The sequence below is a fragment of the Xanthomonas sp. NCPPB 901 genome (assembly GCF_056725085.1).
In genome coordinates, this window is record NZ_CM161511.1 from 1,630,311 (window position 1) to 1,647,612 (window position 17,302).

Here is a 17,302-nt window from a genome sequence, read left to right on the forward strand (position 1 = left end):
CCGGCGCACGCCCATGGTCACACGGTGGTCATTCCATCGCCACGCTGTGCGCGTGTTCGCGGGTGGCGGCGAAGCGCACGTCCGGCGCGCGTTCCTGGGCCAGTTGCAGGTTGACCCGGGTCGGCGCCAGGTACACCAGTTCGCCGGCGGCATCGATGCCCAGGTTCATCGCGTTCTTCTCGCGGAACTCTTCCAGCTTCTTCGGGTTGTCGCAGTGCACCCAGCGCGCGGTGACCACGCCGACCGGCTCGAAGCTGGCGTCCACGCCGTATTCGTCCTTGAGCCGGTAGGCGACCACGTCGAACTGCAGGGTGCCGACCGCGCCGAGGATCAGGTCGTTGCTCATCAGCGGGCGGAAGAACTGGGTGGCGCCTTCCTCGGACAGCTGCGCCAGGCCCTTCTGCAACTGCTTGAGCTTGAGCGGGTCGCGCAGGCGCGCGCGGCGGAACAGTTCCGGGGCGAAGTTGGGGATGCCGGTGAACGACAGCGACTCGCCCTCGGTGAAGGTGTCGCCGATGGAGATGGTGCCGTGGTTGTGGATGCCGATGACGTCGCCGGGGTAGGCCTCGGCGGCGATCTCGCGGTCGCTGGCCATGAAGGTCAGCGCGTTGGCCAGCTTGACCTCCTTGCCGGTGCGCACATGCAGGGTCTTCATGCCGGCGGCGAAACGGCCGGAGCAGATGCGCATGAAGGCGACGCGGTCGCGATGCTGCGGATCCATGTTGGCCTGGATCTTGAACACGAAGCCGGTGAGCTTGTCCTCGCCGGCCTGCACCTGGCGGCCGGTGGTGGCGCGCGGCTGCGGCGGCGGCGCGTGCTCGGCGAAGAAGTCCAGCAGCGGCTGCACGCCGAAGTTGTTGACGCCGGAGCCGAAGAACACCGGGGTCTGCCTGCCGGCGCGGTAGGCCGCCAGATCGAAGGCGTGGCTGGCGCCCTGCACCAGTTCCAGTTCGTCGCGCAGTTCGGCCAGCATCTGCTCGCCGATCTTCTCGGCCAGGCCGGGCGCGTCCAGCGACGGGAAGATGGTCGAGTCCTGGCGGGTGAAGTTGCGGCCGGGCTCGTACAGGTGCACTTCGCCGGTCACCAGATGCACCACGCCCTTGAGGCGCTGGCCCATGCCGATCGGCCAGGTCACCGGCGCGCACTCGATGCCGAGCACCGTCTCCACCTCGTCGAGCAGGTCGATCGGGTCCTTGCCTTCGCGGTCGAGCTTGTTGATGAAGGTCATGATCGGCGTGTCGCGCAGCCGGCAGACTTCCATCAGCTTGATGGTGCGCTCTTCCACGCCCTTGGCCACGTCGATCACCATCAGCGCCGAGTCCACCGCGGTGAGCACGCGGTAGGTGTCCTCGCCGAAGTCGGCGTGGCCGGGGGTGTCGAGCAGGTTGATGATCTTGCCTTCGTACGGGAACTGCATCACCGACGAGGTCACCGAGATGCCGCGCTCCTTTTCCAGCGCCATCCAGTCCGAGGTGGCGTGGCGCGCGGCCTTGCGGCCCTTCACCGAGCCGGCCATCTGGATCGCCCCGCCGAACAGCAGCAGCTTTTCGGTCAGCGTGGTCTTGCCGGCGTCGGGGTGGGAAATGATGGCGAAGGTGCGGCGGCGCGCAGCTTCGGTGGCGACTTCGGACATGGGCGGCACGCCCGCAAGGGGCGTCATCGGCAACGGAGGAAGCCGGCGATTATAGCGGGCTTCCCGTATGTGCCGTTCAGTTGAGCAGCCAGGGATGCGGGCGCTTGCTGGACTGGCGGGCCACCAGGTTGTAGGCGATGACCATGCCGAGCAGCAGCAGGCTCCAGGTTGGTGCCAGCCAGTGCGGCGCCATGGCGCCGGGCAGGCCGACCTGGCCGATGCTGATGGCGCCCAGCAGCGCCAGCGTGCAGTGCGCCACGACCAGCGCCGACACGCTGCGCGGCCAGCGCAGGCAGGCCAGCAGGATGGTGCTGGCTAGCAGGGTCCCGGTCAGGGTGATCGACACGGTCAGTGGGTAGTAGGCGGCCGGGGCGTGTCTGAGCAGGCCGAGGAGCCAGGACAGGCCCAGCCACGGCAGCATCGCCGCGATCGCGCATTTCAACACCACCTGGTTGAACAGCGTGCCGATCTGCCCGGGTGCGCCCAGGCCGGGCAACAGCGCGCTTTCCATCAGGCCGAGGTTGCCGTGCTTGCGCCACAGCCACAGCCGTTGCAGGAATTTCGCGCTGGACAGGTTGGCCAGAACGTTGGCCAGGATCAGCGGCAGGGTCGGCGATTGCGTGCCCGCCAGCAACAGCGTCCACAGCAGCACCAGCGACGGCATGGCGAGGACGGCTAGCACGGTGGCGGCCACGCTGCCGGGAGCGAAGCCCGGGCCGAGTGCGAAGCGCATGGTGCGTTCTGGTGCGCGGTGCAGGTCCGAGGGAACGCTGGGGCGCGCAATGCCCTGCATCCAGGCCCAGTACCCGTTTTGCGATGCGACCACCTGCCTGATGGCGCCGTCGCCGGGCGGGCGTGGCTGCAGATTCATCCACAGCGGACGCAGCCAGGGTGTTAGCGCAACGGGGCGAGGCGAGTTGCCAAGGCGGTACGCGCACGTCGCGCCCGCGACACAGGCTGCAGCGACGGCCAGCATGGTGGTGCGCGGGTATGCGTCCAATGGGACGCCGACCCAGTAGTGCAGCATGAAGCCAAGAGGGGGCAGGCACAGCAACGCGGTACTGGACCACGCAGGCGCTGTTGCCAGCAGCAGCCCGCCGGACGCGCACAGTAGCAGCGTCGGTGCCGTCAGGCTGGGATCGCTGCCGCGCGGCGTGTAAAGCAAGACCGGCAACAGCACGGTGCCGGTCACCGCCCATGCGAACAGGCGCGCAAAGCGACGGCGTAGCCCTGGAAGGCGTAGGCGATGCGCCTGGTCGAGCAGGCTCAGCAAGCGTGCGCCGAGTCGTGCCCAGAGCAGTAGCACGATGGGACAGGTCAGCACCAGCGGCGATGGCGGATTGTCGACCCACGTCAGGGCGAACGCCGCAGCGATCACCCAGGGGTAGACCCATCTGGTCCGGCCGGATGCCGTGTATAGCAGACGCAGATCGGCGAGCGGGCGCTTCATCCCGCCACCTCGATGAACAGATCCTCCAGGCCGAGCCGGTCGACGCGCAGACCAGGCACGCCGAGCAGGGCGGAGGGCGGTTCGCTGGCATGCAGCAGTACGGCGATACCGCCGTCGGCGCTGTGGCGCCGCGCGAGTTCGCCGCGCAGCACGGCGTCGCCGAGCAGTGCGGCGGCCTTCGGCGGCAGCGTCACCCGCAGCACGCTGTCCTTGAGCTCGTCCAGCGGCTGGTCCAGCAACAGCCGGCCCTGGTGCAGGAACGCCACGCGCGAGGCCACGCGTTCCAGGTCGCTGACGATGTGGCTGGAGAACAGCACGGTGGTGCCGGCGTCGCAGGTTTCGGTGACGATCTCGCGCATCAGGTCGCGGCGTGCGACCGGATCCAGCGCCGAGGCCGGTTCGTCCAGCACCAGCAGCGCCGGCCGCGCGGCCAGCGCGCGGACCAGGGTCAGACGCTGGGCCTGGCCGGGCGAGAGCTTGCCGATGCTCTGGGTGCGGTCAAGTTCCCAGCGGCGCAGCAGCGTGTCCGCGCGCTGCGCGTCCCAGTGGGGGTAGAGCTGTGCGGCGAAGGCGAGCAGTTCCTCCACGCGCATCCAGCCGAAGGCCTGCGGCTGCTGCGGCACGAAGCCCAACTGCGCCTTGCGCGCATCGTCCAGGCGCAAGGCCGGGCCGCCGAACACCCGCGCCTGGCCGCGCTGCGGCTGCAGCAGCCCGAGCAGGCAGGCCAGCAAGGTGCTCTTGCCGGCGCCGTTGCGGCCGATCAGCCCGACCACCTCGCCGCGCGCCACCTGCAGGTCCACGCCCAGCAGCACCGGGCGGGCGCCGAAGGCCAGGTGCAGATCCTGCGCCGCCAGCGGCAGTTGCATATCCAGATCGGCCTGGGCTGCGGCCGCCATCACCACGCTACTCATCGCCAGTTTCTCCAAACAGGTGTTCAAGACGTTCGATCACGGAAGAGGACGGCAGGCCCAGTTCGCGGCAATGCCGGACCAGTTCCTGCAGACGCGGTTCGATCAGTTGCAGGCGTTGCCGCTGCGGCGCGGCGGCGGTCGCGGCCACCGCCATGCCGCGGCCGCGCAGGCGCTCCAGCACGCCTTCGGCCTCGAGCTGGCTGTAGGCGCGCGAGACCGTCATCGGGTTCACCGCGTGGGTGGCGGCGACCTCGCGGACCGAGGGCAGGCCGTCGCCCGGGCGCAGTTGCCCGGCGGCGACCAGGCGCCGGATCTGCTCGGCGATCTGCCGGTAGATCGGTTCCGGGGCGCTGGGTTGCACGTGGAGGTGGTTTGCATCCATGTGTATTAATACATCAATACACTTGGCGGATGTCAAGGCGTCTGCCGACGAACGGCGTGCCGGCGGCGGCTCAGGGCGGGTCGGGACGGGGGAAGTGCAGTTCGCCCAACGGGCCGGCCATCCGGAACGGCACCGACTCCAGGCGCAGGCCGCGGTTGAGCTGCAGCGCGAAATGCAGGTGTGGGCCGCTGCTCAGGCCGGTGTTGCCGGACAGGCCGAGGCGCTCGCCGCGCCGCACCGCCTGGCCGACCCGCACCTGCACGCCGCCGGCGGCCAGGTGCGCGTAGATCGCCATGCTGCCGTCGGCGTGCAGCACCCGCACCAGGTTGGCGGCCTGGCCCAGGCGCGGGTCGGTGCCGGACTCGCGGAAGTCGTCGCGCACCTCCATCACCACGCCCTCGCGTGCGGCCAGCACCGGCGTGCCTTCGGGCAGGGCGAAGTCCAGGGCGTAGGCGTTGGCCGGATCGCGGTGACTGAACGCACCGCCGAAGCCTTGATCGATGCGCACCGGGCGATCGGCGAAGGGGAGGGCGTACAGCACCGCGTCGGCATGGGCGCGCGGCGAACCGGGCACCGCCGCGATGTGCAGCCGGGCGCCGTCGCCGCCGGTCTCGGCCAGGTCGCCGGGCGGATACAGGCGAGCGACCACGCGGCGTTCGCCGGCGGCCAGCTCCACGGTCAGCGGCAGTGCGGGCACCGCGGTGAAGCCGGCGCTGTCGCCCAGCAGGCGGATCTGCACCGGGCCGCCCAGCGGATTGCCCAGCGCGATCTCGCGCACGCCGCCGTCGCGTGGCATCACCTGCAGCCAGGCCGGGGGCGGTTGCGGCACGGGCGGCGGGGCATTCCAGCGCAGCAACGGCTGCGCGGACGCGCTGGCCGCCGCCAGCGACAGGACCATGGCAAGCCAGCGGCGGGGGCGGCGTCGGCGCACGGATGCGGGAGGTGATGGGGGAAACGGAGTATGGCCGAGGCCGGAGATCGAAAAGTCATATCGCTTCATCCGAATAAAGAGATTGACACCGGCGAAAATCGCTGGCATCGTGGCGTCACCATCGAGACCGGCGGAGGGACAGGCCCTTTGATGCCGGGGCAGCCAGCGGACGCGCAAGCGCCCGTGTCGGTGCCAAATCCTGCGGGGACCCACGCGTCCGCCGAAAGATGGTTCGATCCATGCCCTCCGCATGGCGAACGCGAGCTCCGCGAAGCTCGATGGCCGTTCCTCCCTGGATACCGCCATGCGCCTCGTGAACTCGCCTGATCGCCCCACCTCCGCCATTCCGTCCCACGACCGCGTTGCCGCGCCGGCCGACGGCGTGCACGCGATGCGTGGCGAGATCGCGGTCGCGCTGCCGCTGCGCCACGCCGGCGTGCAACTGCTGCGCCTGCGCTACGAGTTGAGCGGTCCCGCGGGCGCGCCGGTGGTGTTCGTCGCCGGCGGCATCTCCGCGCACCGCCACCTCGCCGCCAACGCCACCTTTACCGAAAAGGGCTGGGCCGAAGACCTGGTCGCCCCGGGCCGCGCGCTGGACCCGACCCAGCGGCGGCTGCTGGCATTCGACTTCGTCGGCGCCGACGGCAGCCTGGACGCGCCGATCGACAGCGCCGACCAGGCCGACGCCATCGCCGCGCTGCTGGACGCGCTGGACATCCCGCAACTGCGGGGTTTCGTCGGCTACTCCTACGGCGCGCTGGTCGGCCTGCAGCTGGCGGTGCGGCATCCGCAGCGCCTGCAGAAGCTGATCGCGGTCAGCGGCGCACACCGCGCGCATCCGTATGCCGCGGCCTGGCGCGCGCTGCAGCGCCGTGCGGTGGCGTTGGGCCAGCTGCAGTGCGCCGAAAGCCACGGGCTGTCGCTGGCGCGGCAGTTCGCGATGCTCAGCTACCGCACCCCCGAGGAATTCGGCGAGCGCTTCGACGCCGCGCCGGAAGTGATCAACGGCCGCGTCCGCGTCGCCGCCGAAGACTACCTGGACGCCGCCGGCGCGCAGTACGTGGCGCGCACCCAGGTCAACGCCTACCTGCGCCTGTCCGAATCCATCGACCTGCACCGCATCGATCCGGCCGCCGTCGCCGTGCCCACGGTGGTGGTGGCGGTCGAAGGCGACCGCCTGGTGCCGCTGTCCGACCTGGTGACCCTGGTCGAAGGCCTGGGCCCGCGCGGCAGCCTGCGCGTGCTGCGTTCGCCCTATGGCCATGACGCCTTCCTGAAAGAAACCGATCGCATCGACGCGATTCTCGCCACCGCCCTTCGCCCCACCGGAGTTGCCGCATGAGCACTGCCCACGACACCGATCTGCCCTGTAGCACCGCCACCGCCGCGGTCCGTGCCGGCATCGACCGCGACACCGCCTACGGCGCGGTGACCCCGCCGATCGTGCTGTCGTCGAACTTCAGCTTCGACGGCTTCGGCAACAAGCGCCAGTACGACTACACCCGCAGCGGCAATCCGACCCGCGACCTGCTCGGCGAAGCGCTGGCGGAACTGGAGGGCGGCGCCGGCGGCGTGATCACCGCCACCGGCATGGGCGCGATCAACCTGGTGCTCAACGCGCTGCTGCAGCCCGGCGACAAGCTGGTGGTGCCGCACGATGCGTACGGCGGCAGCTGGCGGCTGTTCAACGCGCTGGCCAAGAAGGGCCACTTCGAACTGATCACCGCCGACCTGACCGATCCGCGCTCGCTGGCCGATGCGCTGGCGCAGGCGCCGAAGCTGGTGCTGATCGAGACCCCGTCCAACCCGCTACTGCGCATCACCGACCTGCGCTTCGTCATCGACGCCACGCACAAGGCCGGCGCGCTGGCGGTGGTCGACAACACCTTCCTGTCGCCGGCGCTGCAGACCCCGATCGCCTTCGGCGCGGACCTGGTGATCCACTCCACCACCAAGTACGTCAACGGCCACAGCGACGTGGTCGGCGGCGCGGTGATCGCCGCCGATGCCGAGCTGCACCAGCAGCTGGTGTGGTGGGCCAACGCGCTGGGCCTGACCGGCTCGCCGTTCGATGCGTTCCTGACCCTGCGCGGCCTGCGCACGCTGGACGCGCGCCTGCGCGCGCACCAGGAGAACGCGCAGGCGGTGGTGGAGCTGCTGACCACGCACGCCGCGGTGCGCCAGGTGTACTACCCCGGCCTGGCCTCGCATCCGGGCCACGCGGTGGCGGCGCGGCAGCAGCGCGGCTTCGGCGCGATGATCAGCTTCGAACTGGCCGGCGGCGAGGCCGAGGTGCGCGCCTTCGTCGATGGCCTGCGCTACTTCACCCTGGCCGAATCGCTGGGCGGCGTGGAGAGCCTGATCGCGCATCCGGCGACGATGACGCATGCGGCGATGACCGCCGAAGCGCGCGCCAAGGCCGGCATTTCCGATGGCCTGCTGCGCCTGTCGGTGGGCATCGAATCCAGCGCGGACCTGATCGCCGACCTGCAGGCCGGCCTGCAGCGCGCCCAGCGCGCTGGCGAGGCGCTGGCACGCAAACGGGTGGACGCGTGAGCAGCGGCCTGGCCGCTGCGCCGGCGGCGCCGCTGCGCACCGCGCCCGTCGCGGCAACCCCGCGGCTGGGCCTGCTCGGCACCGGCACCGTCGGCCGCGCCTTCGTCGCGCGCTACCAGGCGCTGCAGCAGCGCCGCCCCGGGTTGCCGACCTTCGCCTGGCTGGCCAATTCGCGCACCGTCGCCGCCTGCACGTTGACACCGGCGCAGGCGCTGGCCACGGCCAATGCCGCCCCGCGCGCAGCGCAGGCGGTGACGCTGCCGGACGACCTGGGCCAGGGCGACATCGTGGTCGACGCCACCGCCAGCGAGGCGGTGGCGCAGCGCCATGCCGAGTGGCTGCGGCGCGGCGTGCACGTGGTCACCGCCAACAAGCTCGGCCAGGGCGCCGCGCTGGCGCGTGCCGAACAGATCCATGCCGCGCGGCATGCGACCAGCACCCACTACGGCGACAGCGCCACGGTCGGCGCCGGGCTGCCGTTGCTGAGCAGCCTGCGCGCGCTGGTGGCCGGCGGCGACCACATCCACGCGGTGGAAGGCGTGCTGTCCGGGTCGCTGGCCTGGTTGCTGCATCGCTACGACGGCCGTCGTTCCTTTTCCGACTGCGTGCGCGAGGCCGCGGCCGCCGGCTACACCGAACCCGATCCGCGCGAGGACCTGTCCGGCGAGGACGTGCGGCGCAAGCTGCTGATCCTGGCCCGCGCCGCCGGCCTGCCGCTGCGCGCCGAACAGGTGCAGGTGGCGTCGCTGGTGCCGGCCGACCTGGCCGCGGTGCCGCTGGCGCAGCTGGATGCCGCGTTGGGACAAATGGACGCGCCGCTGGCGGCGCGCCTGGCGCAGGCGCAGGCCGAAGGCGCCTGCCTGCGCTTCGTCGGCCGCTTCGATGCGCACGGCGCCTCGGTGGGCCTGCGTGCGCTGCCGCCGACGCATCCGCTGGCCAGCGGTGCCGGCACCGACAATCGCGTCGCCATCCACAGCGACCGCTATCTGCAGCAACCGCTGCTGATCCAGGGACCGGGCGCCGGTGCCGATGTCACCGCGGCGGCCTTGCTCGACGACGTGCTGCGGATCGCGGTGCGCTGAGCGACGCAAGCGAGGCCCGCATCAGGTGCGGGCCTCGCGGTTCGGGCCGGGGTGATACCGACTGGCAGTCAGCGTGGGGGCAACGCGGCCCGCACGTCGATGCGTGCGGGTCACGCGGTGCGGCCGTCGCGCGCAGCGCGGCGGCCGGCACCTCAACTCATTGCAGCCCCTGACCCATGGTCTTCAGCAACTCGCCCTGGTAGTCGCCGCTGAACTCCCAGAAGAACGCGCCGCCCAGGCCCTGGGTCTTGACGTAGTTCATCTTCTCGGTGACCAGCGCCGGGTTGTCGTAGCTCCAGAAGGTGCTGCCGTCGTACTTCCAGTGCGCGTGCGCCTGCGCATCGACGTAGCTGCTGCCGGCGCGGCCGCGCAGCACCTTGTAGTCCTCGATCTCCGCCTCGTAGGTGCCCGGCGCGGCGTTGCCGCTCTGGTACAGGCCGTGGTCGACGTTGGGCACGTTGGTCCAGCCGCGCCCGTAGAAGCCGATGCCGAGGTTGAGCTTGGCGGCGGGCACGCCGCGGTCGAGGAAGGCCTGGATGGCGTCGTTGCTGTTGTAGTAGCGCTGGTCGCCGCTGGACGGATCGGCGGAGGACTCGAACAGCGCGGAGTGATGATTGGTCTGCGGATCCCAGGCGCCGTGGAAGTCGTAGGTCATCACGTTGAGGTAGTCCAGGTACGGCGCGTACAGGTTCGGGTCGGTGACGCGGATCTTGTCGATGCCGGCGCCGACCGCCACGGTCAGCAGCAGCCCCGGCCGCACCTGGTCGAGCTGGCGGCGGAACTCGGCCAGCAGCGCGGTGAAGTTCTGCCGGTCCTCGGCGCTGCCGCAGGCGATGCCGCAAGCCACCGGATACTCCCAGTCGATGTCGATGCCGTCGAACACGCCGGCCGCGGCCGCGCTGCCGCCGGCGCCATCGGTGACCGGCAGGTTGCCGCGGATGTAGGCATCGATGCACGAGGCGACGAAGGCCTGGCGGTTCTCGGCGCGCGCGGCGCTGGAGAAGCCGCGCGACCAGGTCCAGCCGCCCAGCGAGATCAGCACCTTCAAGCCCGGATGCGCGGCCTTGAGCTTCTTCAGCTGGTTCCAGTTGCCGCGCAGCGGCTGGTCCCAGGTGTCGCCCACGCCGTCCACGCTCTGCGCGGCGGAGAACGCCTTGGTGTAGTCGGCGAAGGCGTCGCCGCCGGCGCCGGTGCTGCTGTCCGACGGCTGGGTGACGCCGACTTCGCAACGGTTGTTGCGGACGTTGCCGAAGGCGTAGTTGAGGTGGGTCAGGTAGCCGGCCGCGCCGCTGGCCTGGATGTCGCGCACTTGGTAATTGCGCCCATAGATGCCCCACTGGGTGAAGTAGCCGATCACGCGCTTGCCGCCGCCGGTGCTGGCCGGCAGGGTGCGCACGCTCAAGGTGGCGCTGCTGGCCGAGACGTTGCCGGCGTTGTCGCGGGCGCGGACCGCGTAGGCGTACGCGGTGTCGGCGGTCAGTGCCGAATCGGTGTAGCCGGTGGTGGTGGAAGTGCCCACGCGCTTGCCGTCGCGGAGGATGTCGTAGCCGGCCAGGCCGCTGCCGCCGGCGTTGTCGGCGGCGGCGTTCCAGCTCAGGGTGATGGCGTTGCTGGCGCGCGTGGCCGCGGCCAGGCCGGTCGGCACGCTCGGGGCGGTGGTGTCGTTCGACGTCGCCGCCGCCACGCTGATCGCGACAGCGGCCGAGGTGGTGTGGGCGCCGGCGTTGTCGGTGGCCACGGCGGTCAGGCGGTAGTCGCCGGCGGCCGCGCCGCTCCAGGCCAGCGTGTACGGCGCGCCGCCCACGCTGCCCAGCGAGGTGTCGCCGCGGAAGAATTCGACCCGCGCGACGCTGCCGTCGGCATCGCTGGCCGAGGCCTGCAGGGTGATGGTGTTGCCGACCACGAAGCGGGTGCCGGCGGTGGGCGCGGTCAGGGCCACGCTCGGCGGCTGGTTGGCGGAACTGCCGTCGCAGGTGCCAAGGTCCTGATACCAGCCGCAACTGGTGCAGTAGGTCGGTGCGGTGTTCCAGATCGGAGCGTTGGCGCGGTACAGGTGGCCGGCGTAGGTCAGGGTGTCGCCGGCGGCGTAGACGGTGGCCGGATTCCAGGCAGCGACCCCGCTGCAGGCGGCGGCCCAGGCTCGGCCGGGCGCGAGGCCGGCCAGGACGAGACAACAGAACAGCAACCACGATCCAGCGGATTTCGTGTGCATGGTGACGCCTCCGATGCGGTAGGTAGCGCGACTGAGGAGCGGCGGTTGGCCGCTGTCTGGTTCTCCTTGGATCCGATCACCCGGGACGCTGGGGACGCGTGGCGCCGACATCGCTTGGCGGTGTGCACAGGCCGGGCAGGCGCAGGGTTCGCGTCAGGAGACAACGTTGTCAACCGACAATTCCGGCGAATGCGAGACCGATCCAGGATTGCAGCGATGACAACGTTTTCATGGCAAGCCAGGATGCTGCAGCGCAATGGCGACGACGGCGCCGTGCGGAAGTGCCCGGCACAGGGGGCGTGCCGGCGCCACGCCGCGCCGCAGGCTGTGCCGTAGCGTTCGGTCGCCGTCGTGATCGTGGTCGGCGCCGCGGCGACCGTCGGTCCGGTCTTGCGGCAAAGCGCGCGCGCCGCGGCGAGGGGTGGGGGCCGTAGCCGCCGGCGTGGCGCGCTCAGGGGGCGGTGGCCAGCGCCTCGAGCAGGGCCGTGTTGAACCGTTGCGGCGCTTCCACCTGCGGCGAATGGCCCAGATCGTCGAACGCGACCAGGCGCGCGCCGGGAATCGCCGCGGCCGCGCGTTTGCCCAGCGCCGGGTAGTCGCCCAGGGTCGCCGCCAGCGCCGGCGGCGCCAGATCCTTGCCGATCGCGGTGCGGTCGCGCTGGCCGATGAACAACGTGGTCGGCACGCGCAGTTGCGGCAAGCGCTGGACGACCGGCTGGTTGAACACCATGTCCGAGGTCAGCGCCTGGTTCCAGGCCACGCGATCGCCGCCAGGGCCGGCGTACAGGCCGGCCTGCATGCTCACCCAACGGTCGTACTCGGGCTTCCACTGGCCGCCGTAGTAGACGGTTTGCTGGTACTGCTTGATCGAGGCCGCGTCGGTCTTGCGCTCCTTGGCGTACCAGTCGTCGACGCTGCGCCAGGGCACGCCGGCGGCCTTCCAGTCCTCCAGCCCGAGCGGGTTCACCAGCAGCAGCTGGCTCACGTCCTGCGGGTATTGCAGCGCGTAGTGGGCGGCGAGCATGCCGCCCATCGAATGGCCGACGATCGCCGCGCGGCTCACCCCGGCCTGCTGCAGCAATGCGTGGGTGTTGGCCGCCAGTTGCGCGAAGGAGAACTGGTAGGCCTGCGGCTTGCTCGACTTGCAGAAGCCGATCTGGTCCGGCGCCAGTACCCGGTAGCCTTGCGCGACCAGCGCGGCGATCGTCGATTCCCAGGTCGCCGCGCAGAAGTTCTTGCCGTGCAGCAGCACCACCGTGCGGCCGTTCGGCGTGCCGGTCGGGGCCACGTCCATGTATGCCATCTGCAGCGGCTGGCGCTGCGACTCGAAGCGGTACCAATGCACCGGATAGGGATAGGCGAAGCCTTCCAGTTGCGCGCCGTAGCGCGGCGGTGGGTCCGCGGCCGTGGCGGAGGCGAGCGGCGACAGGGCGAGGGCGGCGAGCAGCAGGCAATGGCGCATGGGAGCGGGACGGTAGGCGTGATGGACCACGACCTTAGCCCGGTCCGTGCTTGCGAAGCGTCAACGCATCACCCCGGCGGCAGGCCGCCGCCGCTGTGCACCAGGGTCAGGCAGGCGTGGTGCTGCATCTGCGCCAGCGGCTCGTGCAGCGCCGCCAGCACCTGCTCGGCCTGCGCGCCGAGCACCGGCCGGTATGCCGCCCAGCCGTTGCGGCCCTTGGCCTTGGCCTGGTACAGCGCGCGGTCGGCCAGGACCAGCAGTTGTTCCCAGCCGAGCAGGTTGTCGGGGTCGTGCACGAACGGGAATTCTGCCAGCCCGATCGAGCAGGTGACCCGGCCCTGGCGGCCGTGGTCGAGCACGAACGGGTGCGCGGCCACCGAGCGGCACAACCGTTCGGCGGCCACGGTCAGGTTCTCGCGCGGCGCCGAGCGCAGCACCAGCAGGAATTCCTCGCCGCCCCAGCGCACCACGTAGTCGCTTTCGCGGGTCAGCCGCACCAGCAACTGCGCCATCTGCTGCAGCACCGCGTCGCCGGTGTGGTGGCCGCCGCTGTCGTTGATCGACTTGAAATGGTCGATGTCGATCAGCGCGAACAGCATGCCCGAGGACAGCATGTCCTCGTCGTTGGCGGCCATGCGCCGGTACAGGGCGATGTCGCTGGGAATGTGCAGCGACAGGTAGCGGCGGTTGCGCAACTGGGTCAGCTCGTCGGTGAAGCTGGCCTCCTGCAGGCGCTGATTGGCCGCCTGCAGCGCCTGGGTGCGTTCGCGCACCTGGCGCTCCAGGGCGTCGCGCTGGCGCCGGTTGCGCAGCCGCGCCAGGCCCACGACGATCAGCAGCAGGGCCAGGGCGCCCAGCGCCAGCAGCAGCTTGTAAGGCGCCGTCTCCTGGAAGTGCAACTGGATCCGCAGCGGCAGCCGCGCCGGCGCCGCCGCCCAGACGCCGGCGTTGTTGCTGCCGGTGACCTCGAACACGTAGTCGCCGCCGGGCAGGTTGGTGTAGCTGACCGCGCGCTGGCGGATGTCGTCGAGGGTGCGCCAGTTGCGGTCGTAGCCGAGCAGCCGGTAGCGCAGTTCGACGTTCTGCGGCGCCTGGAACGAGGCGGCGGTGAACTCGAAGTCGAGGTCGCGCGCGCCTTCGGGCAGCGGCCTGGGCAGCGCCTGCGGGGTCAGCCACTGGCCCAGCGCGCGTACCCGCTCCACCACCGGCTGCGGCGCCACCGGATTCTTGACGATCCCGGCGGTGTCCAGCGCGACCACGCCGTCGCGGCTGGGCAGCCACAGCGCGCCGTGCTCGATGAAGCCCTTGCCGTTGCCGGCGCCGTTGCAGCACATGCCCTGCACGCCGCCGTGGCGCTGCGCACGCTCGGTGAGCATCAGTTCCGCGTTCAGCGGTGCCTGCGGCGCCATTGCGTGGCGCTGCAGGTTGGCCAGGCGTACGCGGTAGACCCCGCGCAGGCCGGCCACCCAGATCCCGCCGCGGCCGTCGTCGGCGATGAAGAAGGCGGCGTTCACCGGCAGCCCGTCCTGCTCGCCGAACGCAGACCAGTGCGTGCCGTCGAACAGCCACAGCTGTTCGCTGAGGGTGCCGACCAGCCATTGCCCGTCGGGCAGTTCGTGGATCGCGGTGACGTCGGCGCTGGCCAGCGCCGAGCCGGGTGCGGCCAGGGCGACCAGGCGTTCGCCGCGCAGTTCGTACAGGCCCGCTTGGGTGCCGACCAGCAGGCGGCCGTCGCGGGTCTCGTGGACCAGGCGCACGCGCGGATCGCGCAGGCCGTCGGCGGTGCCGTAGCGGCGCAGCCGCGCGCCGTCGCTGCGGAACAGGCCGTCGTCGCTGGCGAACCACAGCCGCTGCGCGCGATCGCGGGCGATGCCGCTGATTTGCAGCTCGCGCAGCGGCGCAAGCCAGGCCGGTTGGCCGAGCCGGCCGTCGCGGTACAGGGCGGCGCCGTGGCGGGTGCCGATCCACAGCTGTCCGGGTTCGGCCAGCAAGGTGTAGGGCGCCTCGTTGTGCAACTGCGCCAGACTCAGGCGCTGCTGATAACGGCCATCGCGCAACTGCGACAGGCCGCTGTCGGTGCCGACCCACAGCGATCCGTCCGGATCGCGCGCCAGGGTCCATACCAGCGCGTCGTCCAGTCCTTCGTGGGTGCTGTAGCGGCGGGTCCAGCCGTTCCACAGCCGGCTCGCGCCGTTCCAGTTGCTGCCCAGCCACAGGTTGCGCTCGCGGTCCTCGAAGATGGCGTTGACGCCGACGTTCGGCTTGCTCTCGGGGGTGCGCTCGACGACCGCGCCATCGCGCACGCGCAGCAGCGCGCCGGGCTGTCCCACCCACAGGTTGCGGTCGCTGTCCTCGAACAGGGCCTGCACCGCGCGCCGGCTCGTACCGGTGGCATCGGCCAGCCATTGCCAGCGTCCGTCGCGGCGCAACAGCAGGCCGCCGCGGGTGCCGGCCCAGATCGTGCCTTGCGCCTCCACCAGGTGCTGCACCGGCGCCGCGCCCGCGTCCGGCGGCAAGGGCAGCGCCACCGGGGCGTCCTGGCCGGCGACGATGCGCAGCACCGCGCCATGCGTCCCCACCCACAGCGCGTCGGCACGCGGCAACAACGCGTTGGCGCCGCCGGCGATGCGGTGGCGCAGCTGCAGGTGATCGCCTTGCACTGCGTACACGCCATCCTGCGCCGCGACCAGCACGGTGCCGCGCGCATCGGTCGCGATCGCCTCGATGTTGAGCAGCGGCGCCTGCGGATCCTGCGGCAGCAGCGTGGCGAAGCGTCCATCGCGGTAGCGCGACAGGCCGCGGTAGGTGCCGATCCACAGCGTGCCGGTGGGGTCCACGTGCAGCGCCTTGATCAGATTGCCGGGCAGGTGCGCCGGCGCGCCCTCGTTGAACGAGGTCATGCGCACGCCGTCGAAGCGGGTCAACCCGCCCATCGTGCCGATCCACAGATAGCCCAGGCGGTCTTGCGCGAACGCCTGCACGCTCAGCTGCGGCAGGCCCTGGTCCAGGCCCCAGCCTTCGCGCTCGTAGTGATTGAACTGCTTGTCCGGCTGCAGCGCCCGCGCCTGCGGCACACACGCGCTCCACGCTGTCGAGAGCATGGTCAGCTGTAGCGCCAGCAGGCGCCAGGAGGCGTGTGGGAACCGCAAGAGCATGCCAATGCCGGATCGGCTGACGTCGCTATCGTTAGCGGCATCGCCGCGCGGATCTTGATGCGCGCGGCAGCGAGGACGCTGGTGATTACCTGGGCCAGCGTCCATGGTGGTGGCTCAGCACTCGATCACGTTCACCGCCAGCCCGCCGCGGCTGGTTTCCTTGTACTTGTCCTGCATGTCGCGGCCGGTGTCGCGCATGGTGCGGATCACCTTGTCCAGCGACACCTTGTGCTTGCCGTCGCCGCGCATCGCCATGCGGCTGGCGTTGATCGCCTTGACCGCGCCCATCGCGTTGCGCTCGATGCACGGGATCTGCACCAGGCCGCCGATCGGGTCGCAGGTCAGGCCGAGGTTGTGCTCCATGCCGATCTCGGCGGCGTTCTCGATCTGTCCCGGCTTGCCGCCGAGCGCGGCGACCAGGCCGCCGGCGGCCATCGAGCAGGCCACGCCGACCTCGCCCTGGCAGCCCACTTCTGCGCCGGAGATCGAGGCGTTTTCCTTGTACAGGATGCCGATCGCCGCGGCGGTGAGCAGGAAGTCGAACACGCGCTGTTCGTCGGCGCCGGGGCAGAACCGGTCGAAGTAGTGCAGCACCGCCGGAATGATGCCGGCCGCGCCGTTGGTGGGCGCGGTGACCACGCGGCCGCCGGCGGCGTTCTCTTCGTTGACCGCCAGCGCGTACAGGTTGACCCAGTCCAGCGTGGTCAGCGGATCGCGCATCGCCGCCTCCGGCTTGGACGACAGCTCGCGGTACAGCGCCGGCGCGCGCCGCGACACGTGCAGGCCGCCGGGCAGGGTGCCTTCCTCGCGGATGCCGCGCGTCACGCAGGCCTGCATCGCCCCCCAGATTTCGCGCAGGCCGGCGCGGATCTCGTCCTCGCTGCGCCAGCACTTCTCGTTCTCGAACATCAGCGCGGCGATGCTCAGGCCGCTGCGCGCGGCCTGCGCCAGCAGCTCGTCGCCGCTCTTGAACGGATAGGGCAGCGGCGTCTCGTCGGCGACGATGCGGTCGTCGGCCGCATCGTCCTGGTTGACCACGAAGCCGCCGCCGACCGAGTAGTAGTCGCGCGTGGCGATCACTTCGTCGTTGGCGGCGTAGGCGGTGAAGCGCATGCCGTTGGTGTGGTACGGCAGCTTCTGCCGCTTGTTCATCGCCAGGTCGCGCTTCTCGTCGAAGGCGATCTCGTGCTGGCCGAGCAGGTTGATGCGCTTGCTGCCGCGAATGCGCTCCAGCGCGCCGGGAATGATGTCCGGGTCGATCAGGTTTGGGCGCTGGCCTTCCAAGCCCAGCAGCACCGCCTTGTCGGTGCCGTGGCCGCGCCCGGTCAGGGCCAGCGAGCCGAACACTTCGGCACGCACCCGCACCACGTCCTGCAGGCGGCCCTGGTCGAACAGCCAGCGGTGCACGAAGCGCTCGGCGGCGCGCATCGGCCCCACGGTGTGCGAGGAGCTCGGCCCGATGCCGATCTTGAACAGGTCGAAGGTGCTGACAGCCATGCGCGTGCCGAGGGGTGGGCGAAAGACCGTC

12 protein-coding genes and 1 riboswitch are annotated in these 17,302 nt (G+C 71.0%); of the genes, 3 read left to right on the top strand and 9 right to left on the bottom strand.

Annotated features, from left to right (window positions below; genetic code table 11):
- Window positions 1-28: 28 nt before the first annotated feature.
- The 5 genes from AC1PME_RS06630 to AC1PME_RS06650 form a co-directional block, all read right to left on the bottom strand.
- On the bottom strand, window positions 29-1,633 hold the full coding sequence (locus AC1PME_RS06630; RefSeq protein WP_481097678.1) for a peptide chain release factor 3: 1,605 nt from the start codon (window positions 1,631-1,633) through the stop codon (window positions 29-31).
- A 76-nt stretch (window positions 1,634-1,709) separates the two neighbouring features.
- Entirely contained in the window at window positions 1,710-3,083 is a 1,374-nt protein-coding gene (locus AC1PME_RS06635) for a hypothetical protein (protein WP_307549385.1), read from the bottom strand.
- Window positions 3,080-3,994 (bottom strand): ABC transporter ATP-binding protein, encoded by a 915-nt coding sequence (locus tag AC1PME_RS06640; RefSeq protein ID WP_481098081.1) that lies wholly within the window; start codon window positions 3,992-3,994, stop codon window positions 3,080-3,082. The genes AC1PME_RS06635 and AC1PME_RS06640 overlap by 4 nt, the downstream gene beginning before the upstream one ends.
- Entirely contained in the window at window positions 3,987-4,376 is a 390-nt protein-coding gene (locus tag AC1PME_RS06645) for a GntR family transcriptional regulator (RefSeq protein WP_307549389.1), read from the bottom strand. Before AC1PME_RS06645 ends, AC1PME_RS06640 begins: the two co-directional genes overlap by 8 nt.
- 70 nt (window positions 4,377-4,446) lie before the next feature.
- A complete protein-coding gene (locus tag AC1PME_RS06650; RefSeq protein WP_481097679.1) occupies window positions 4,447-5,274 on the bottom strand; it encodes a M23 family metallopeptidase in 828 nt (275 codons plus the stop codon).
- A 148-nt stretch (window positions 5,275-5,422) separates the two neighbouring features.
- Window positions 5,423-5,541: riboswitch (SAM riboswitch) on the top strand.
- Window positions 5,542-5,611: 70 nt separating this feature from the next.
- Here AC1PME_RS06650 and metX point away from each other — a divergent pair.
- The 3 genes from metX to AC1PME_RS06665 are packed head-to-tail and all read left to right on the top strand — an operon-like array spanning window position 5,612 to window position 8,945.
- Window positions 5,612-6,649, top strand: coding sequence for a homoserine O-succinyltransferase MetX (gene metX, locus AC1PME_RS06655; protein ID WP_307549391.1), 1,038 nt, complete (start codon window positions 5,612-5,614; stop codon window positions 6,647-6,649).
- Window positions 6,646-7,863 carry an O-succinylhomoserine (thiol)-lyase gene (locus tag AC1PME_RS06660; protein ID WP_254460852.1) on the top strand — a complete coding sequence of 406 codons (1,218 nt, stop codon included), beginning with the start codon at window positions 6,646-6,648 and terminating at the stop codon, window positions 7,861-7,863. The genes metX and AC1PME_RS06660 overlap by 4 nt, the downstream gene beginning before the upstream one ends.
- A 32-nt stretch (window positions 7,864-7,895) precedes the next feature.
- Window positions 7,896-8,945, top strand: coding sequence for a homoserine dehydrogenase family protein (locus AC1PME_RS06665; protein ID WP_481098082.1), 1,050 nt, complete (start codon window positions 7,896-7,898; stop codon window positions 8,943-8,945).
- Window positions 8,946-9,102: 157 nt separating this feature from the next.
- On the opposite strand, the gene AC1PME_RS06670 is transcribed toward AC1PME_RS06665, so the two are convergent.
- From AC1PME_RS06670 to AC1PME_RS06685, 4 genes are all read right to left on the bottom strand, one after another.
- Window positions 9,103-11,157, bottom strand: coding sequence for a glycosyl hydrolase family 18 protein (locus AC1PME_RS06670; RefSeq protein ID WP_481097680.1), 2,055 nt, complete (start codon window positions 11,155-11,157; stop codon window positions 9,103-9,105).
- Window positions 11,158-11,608: 451 nt separating this feature from the next.
- Complete coding sequence (locus AC1PME_RS06675) at window positions 11,609-12,619, bottom strand: alpha/beta fold hydrolase (RefSeq protein ID WP_307549395.1); 1,011 nt, start codon at window positions 12,617-12,619, stop codon at window positions 11,609-11,611.
- A gap of 68 nt (window positions 12,620-12,687) precedes the next feature.
- Complete coding sequence (locus AC1PME_RS06680; RefSeq protein WP_481097681.1) at window positions 12,688-15,774, bottom strand: two-component regulator propeller domain-containing protein; 3,087 nt, start codon at window positions 15,772-15,774, stop codon at window positions 12,688-12,690.
- A 114-nt stretch (window positions 15,775-15,888) separates the two neighbouring features.
- Window positions 15,889-17,271, bottom strand: a complete 1,383-nt coding sequence (locus AC1PME_RS06685) for an L-serine ammonia-lyase (RefSeq protein WP_048490425.1) — start codon at window positions 17,269-17,271, stop codon at window positions 15,889-15,891.
- Window positions 17,272-17,302: the final 31 nt, after the last annotated feature.

Excerpts from the sequence above, each read along its gene's own strand:
- AC1PME_RS06630 (WP_481097678.1), bottom strand. The coding sequence starts at position 1,633 with ATGTCCGAAGTCGCCACCGAAGCTGCGCGCCGCCGCACCTTCGCCATC.
- AC1PME_RS06635 (WP_307549385.1), bottom strand. The coding sequence starts at position 3,083 with ATGAAGCGCCCGCTCGCCGATCTGCGTCTGCTATACACGGCATCCGGC.
- AC1PME_RS06640 (WP_481098081.1), bottom strand. The coding sequence starts at position 3,994 with ATGAGTAGCGTGGTGATGGCGGCCGCAGCCCAGGCCGATCTGGATATG.
- AC1PME_RS06645 (WP_307549389.1), bottom strand. The coding sequence starts at position 4,376 with ATGGATGCAAACCACCTCCACGTGCAACCCAGCGCCCCGGAACCGATC.
- AC1PME_RS06650 (WP_481097679.1), bottom strand. The coding sequence starts at position 5,274 with ATGGTCCTGTCGCTGGCGGCGGCCAGCGCGTCCGCGCAGCCGTTGCTG.
- metX (WP_307549391.1), top strand. The coding sequence starts at position 5,612 with ATGCGCCTCGTGAACTCGCCTGATCGCCCCACCTCCGCCATTCCGTCC.
- AC1PME_RS06660 (WP_254460852.1), top strand. The coding sequence starts at position 6,646 with ATGAGCACTGCCCACGACACCGATCTGCCCTGTAGCACCGCCACCGCC.
- AC1PME_RS06670 (WP_481097680.1), bottom strand. The coding sequence starts at position 11,157 with ATGCACACGAAATCCGCTGGATCGTGGTTGCTGTTCTGTTGTCTCGTC.
- AC1PME_RS06675 (WP_307549395.1), bottom strand. The coding sequence starts at position 12,619 with ATGCGCCATTGCCTGCTGCTCGCCGCCCTCGCCCTGTCGCCGCTCGCC.
- AC1PME_RS06680 (WP_481097681.1), bottom strand. The coding sequence starts at position 15,774 with ATGCTCTTGCGGTTCCCACACGCCTCCTGGCGCCTGCTGGCGCTACAG.
- AC1PME_RS06685 (WP_048490425.1), bottom strand. The coding sequence starts at position 17,271 with ATGGCTGTCAGCACCTTCGACCTGTTCAAGATCGGCATCGGGCCGAGC.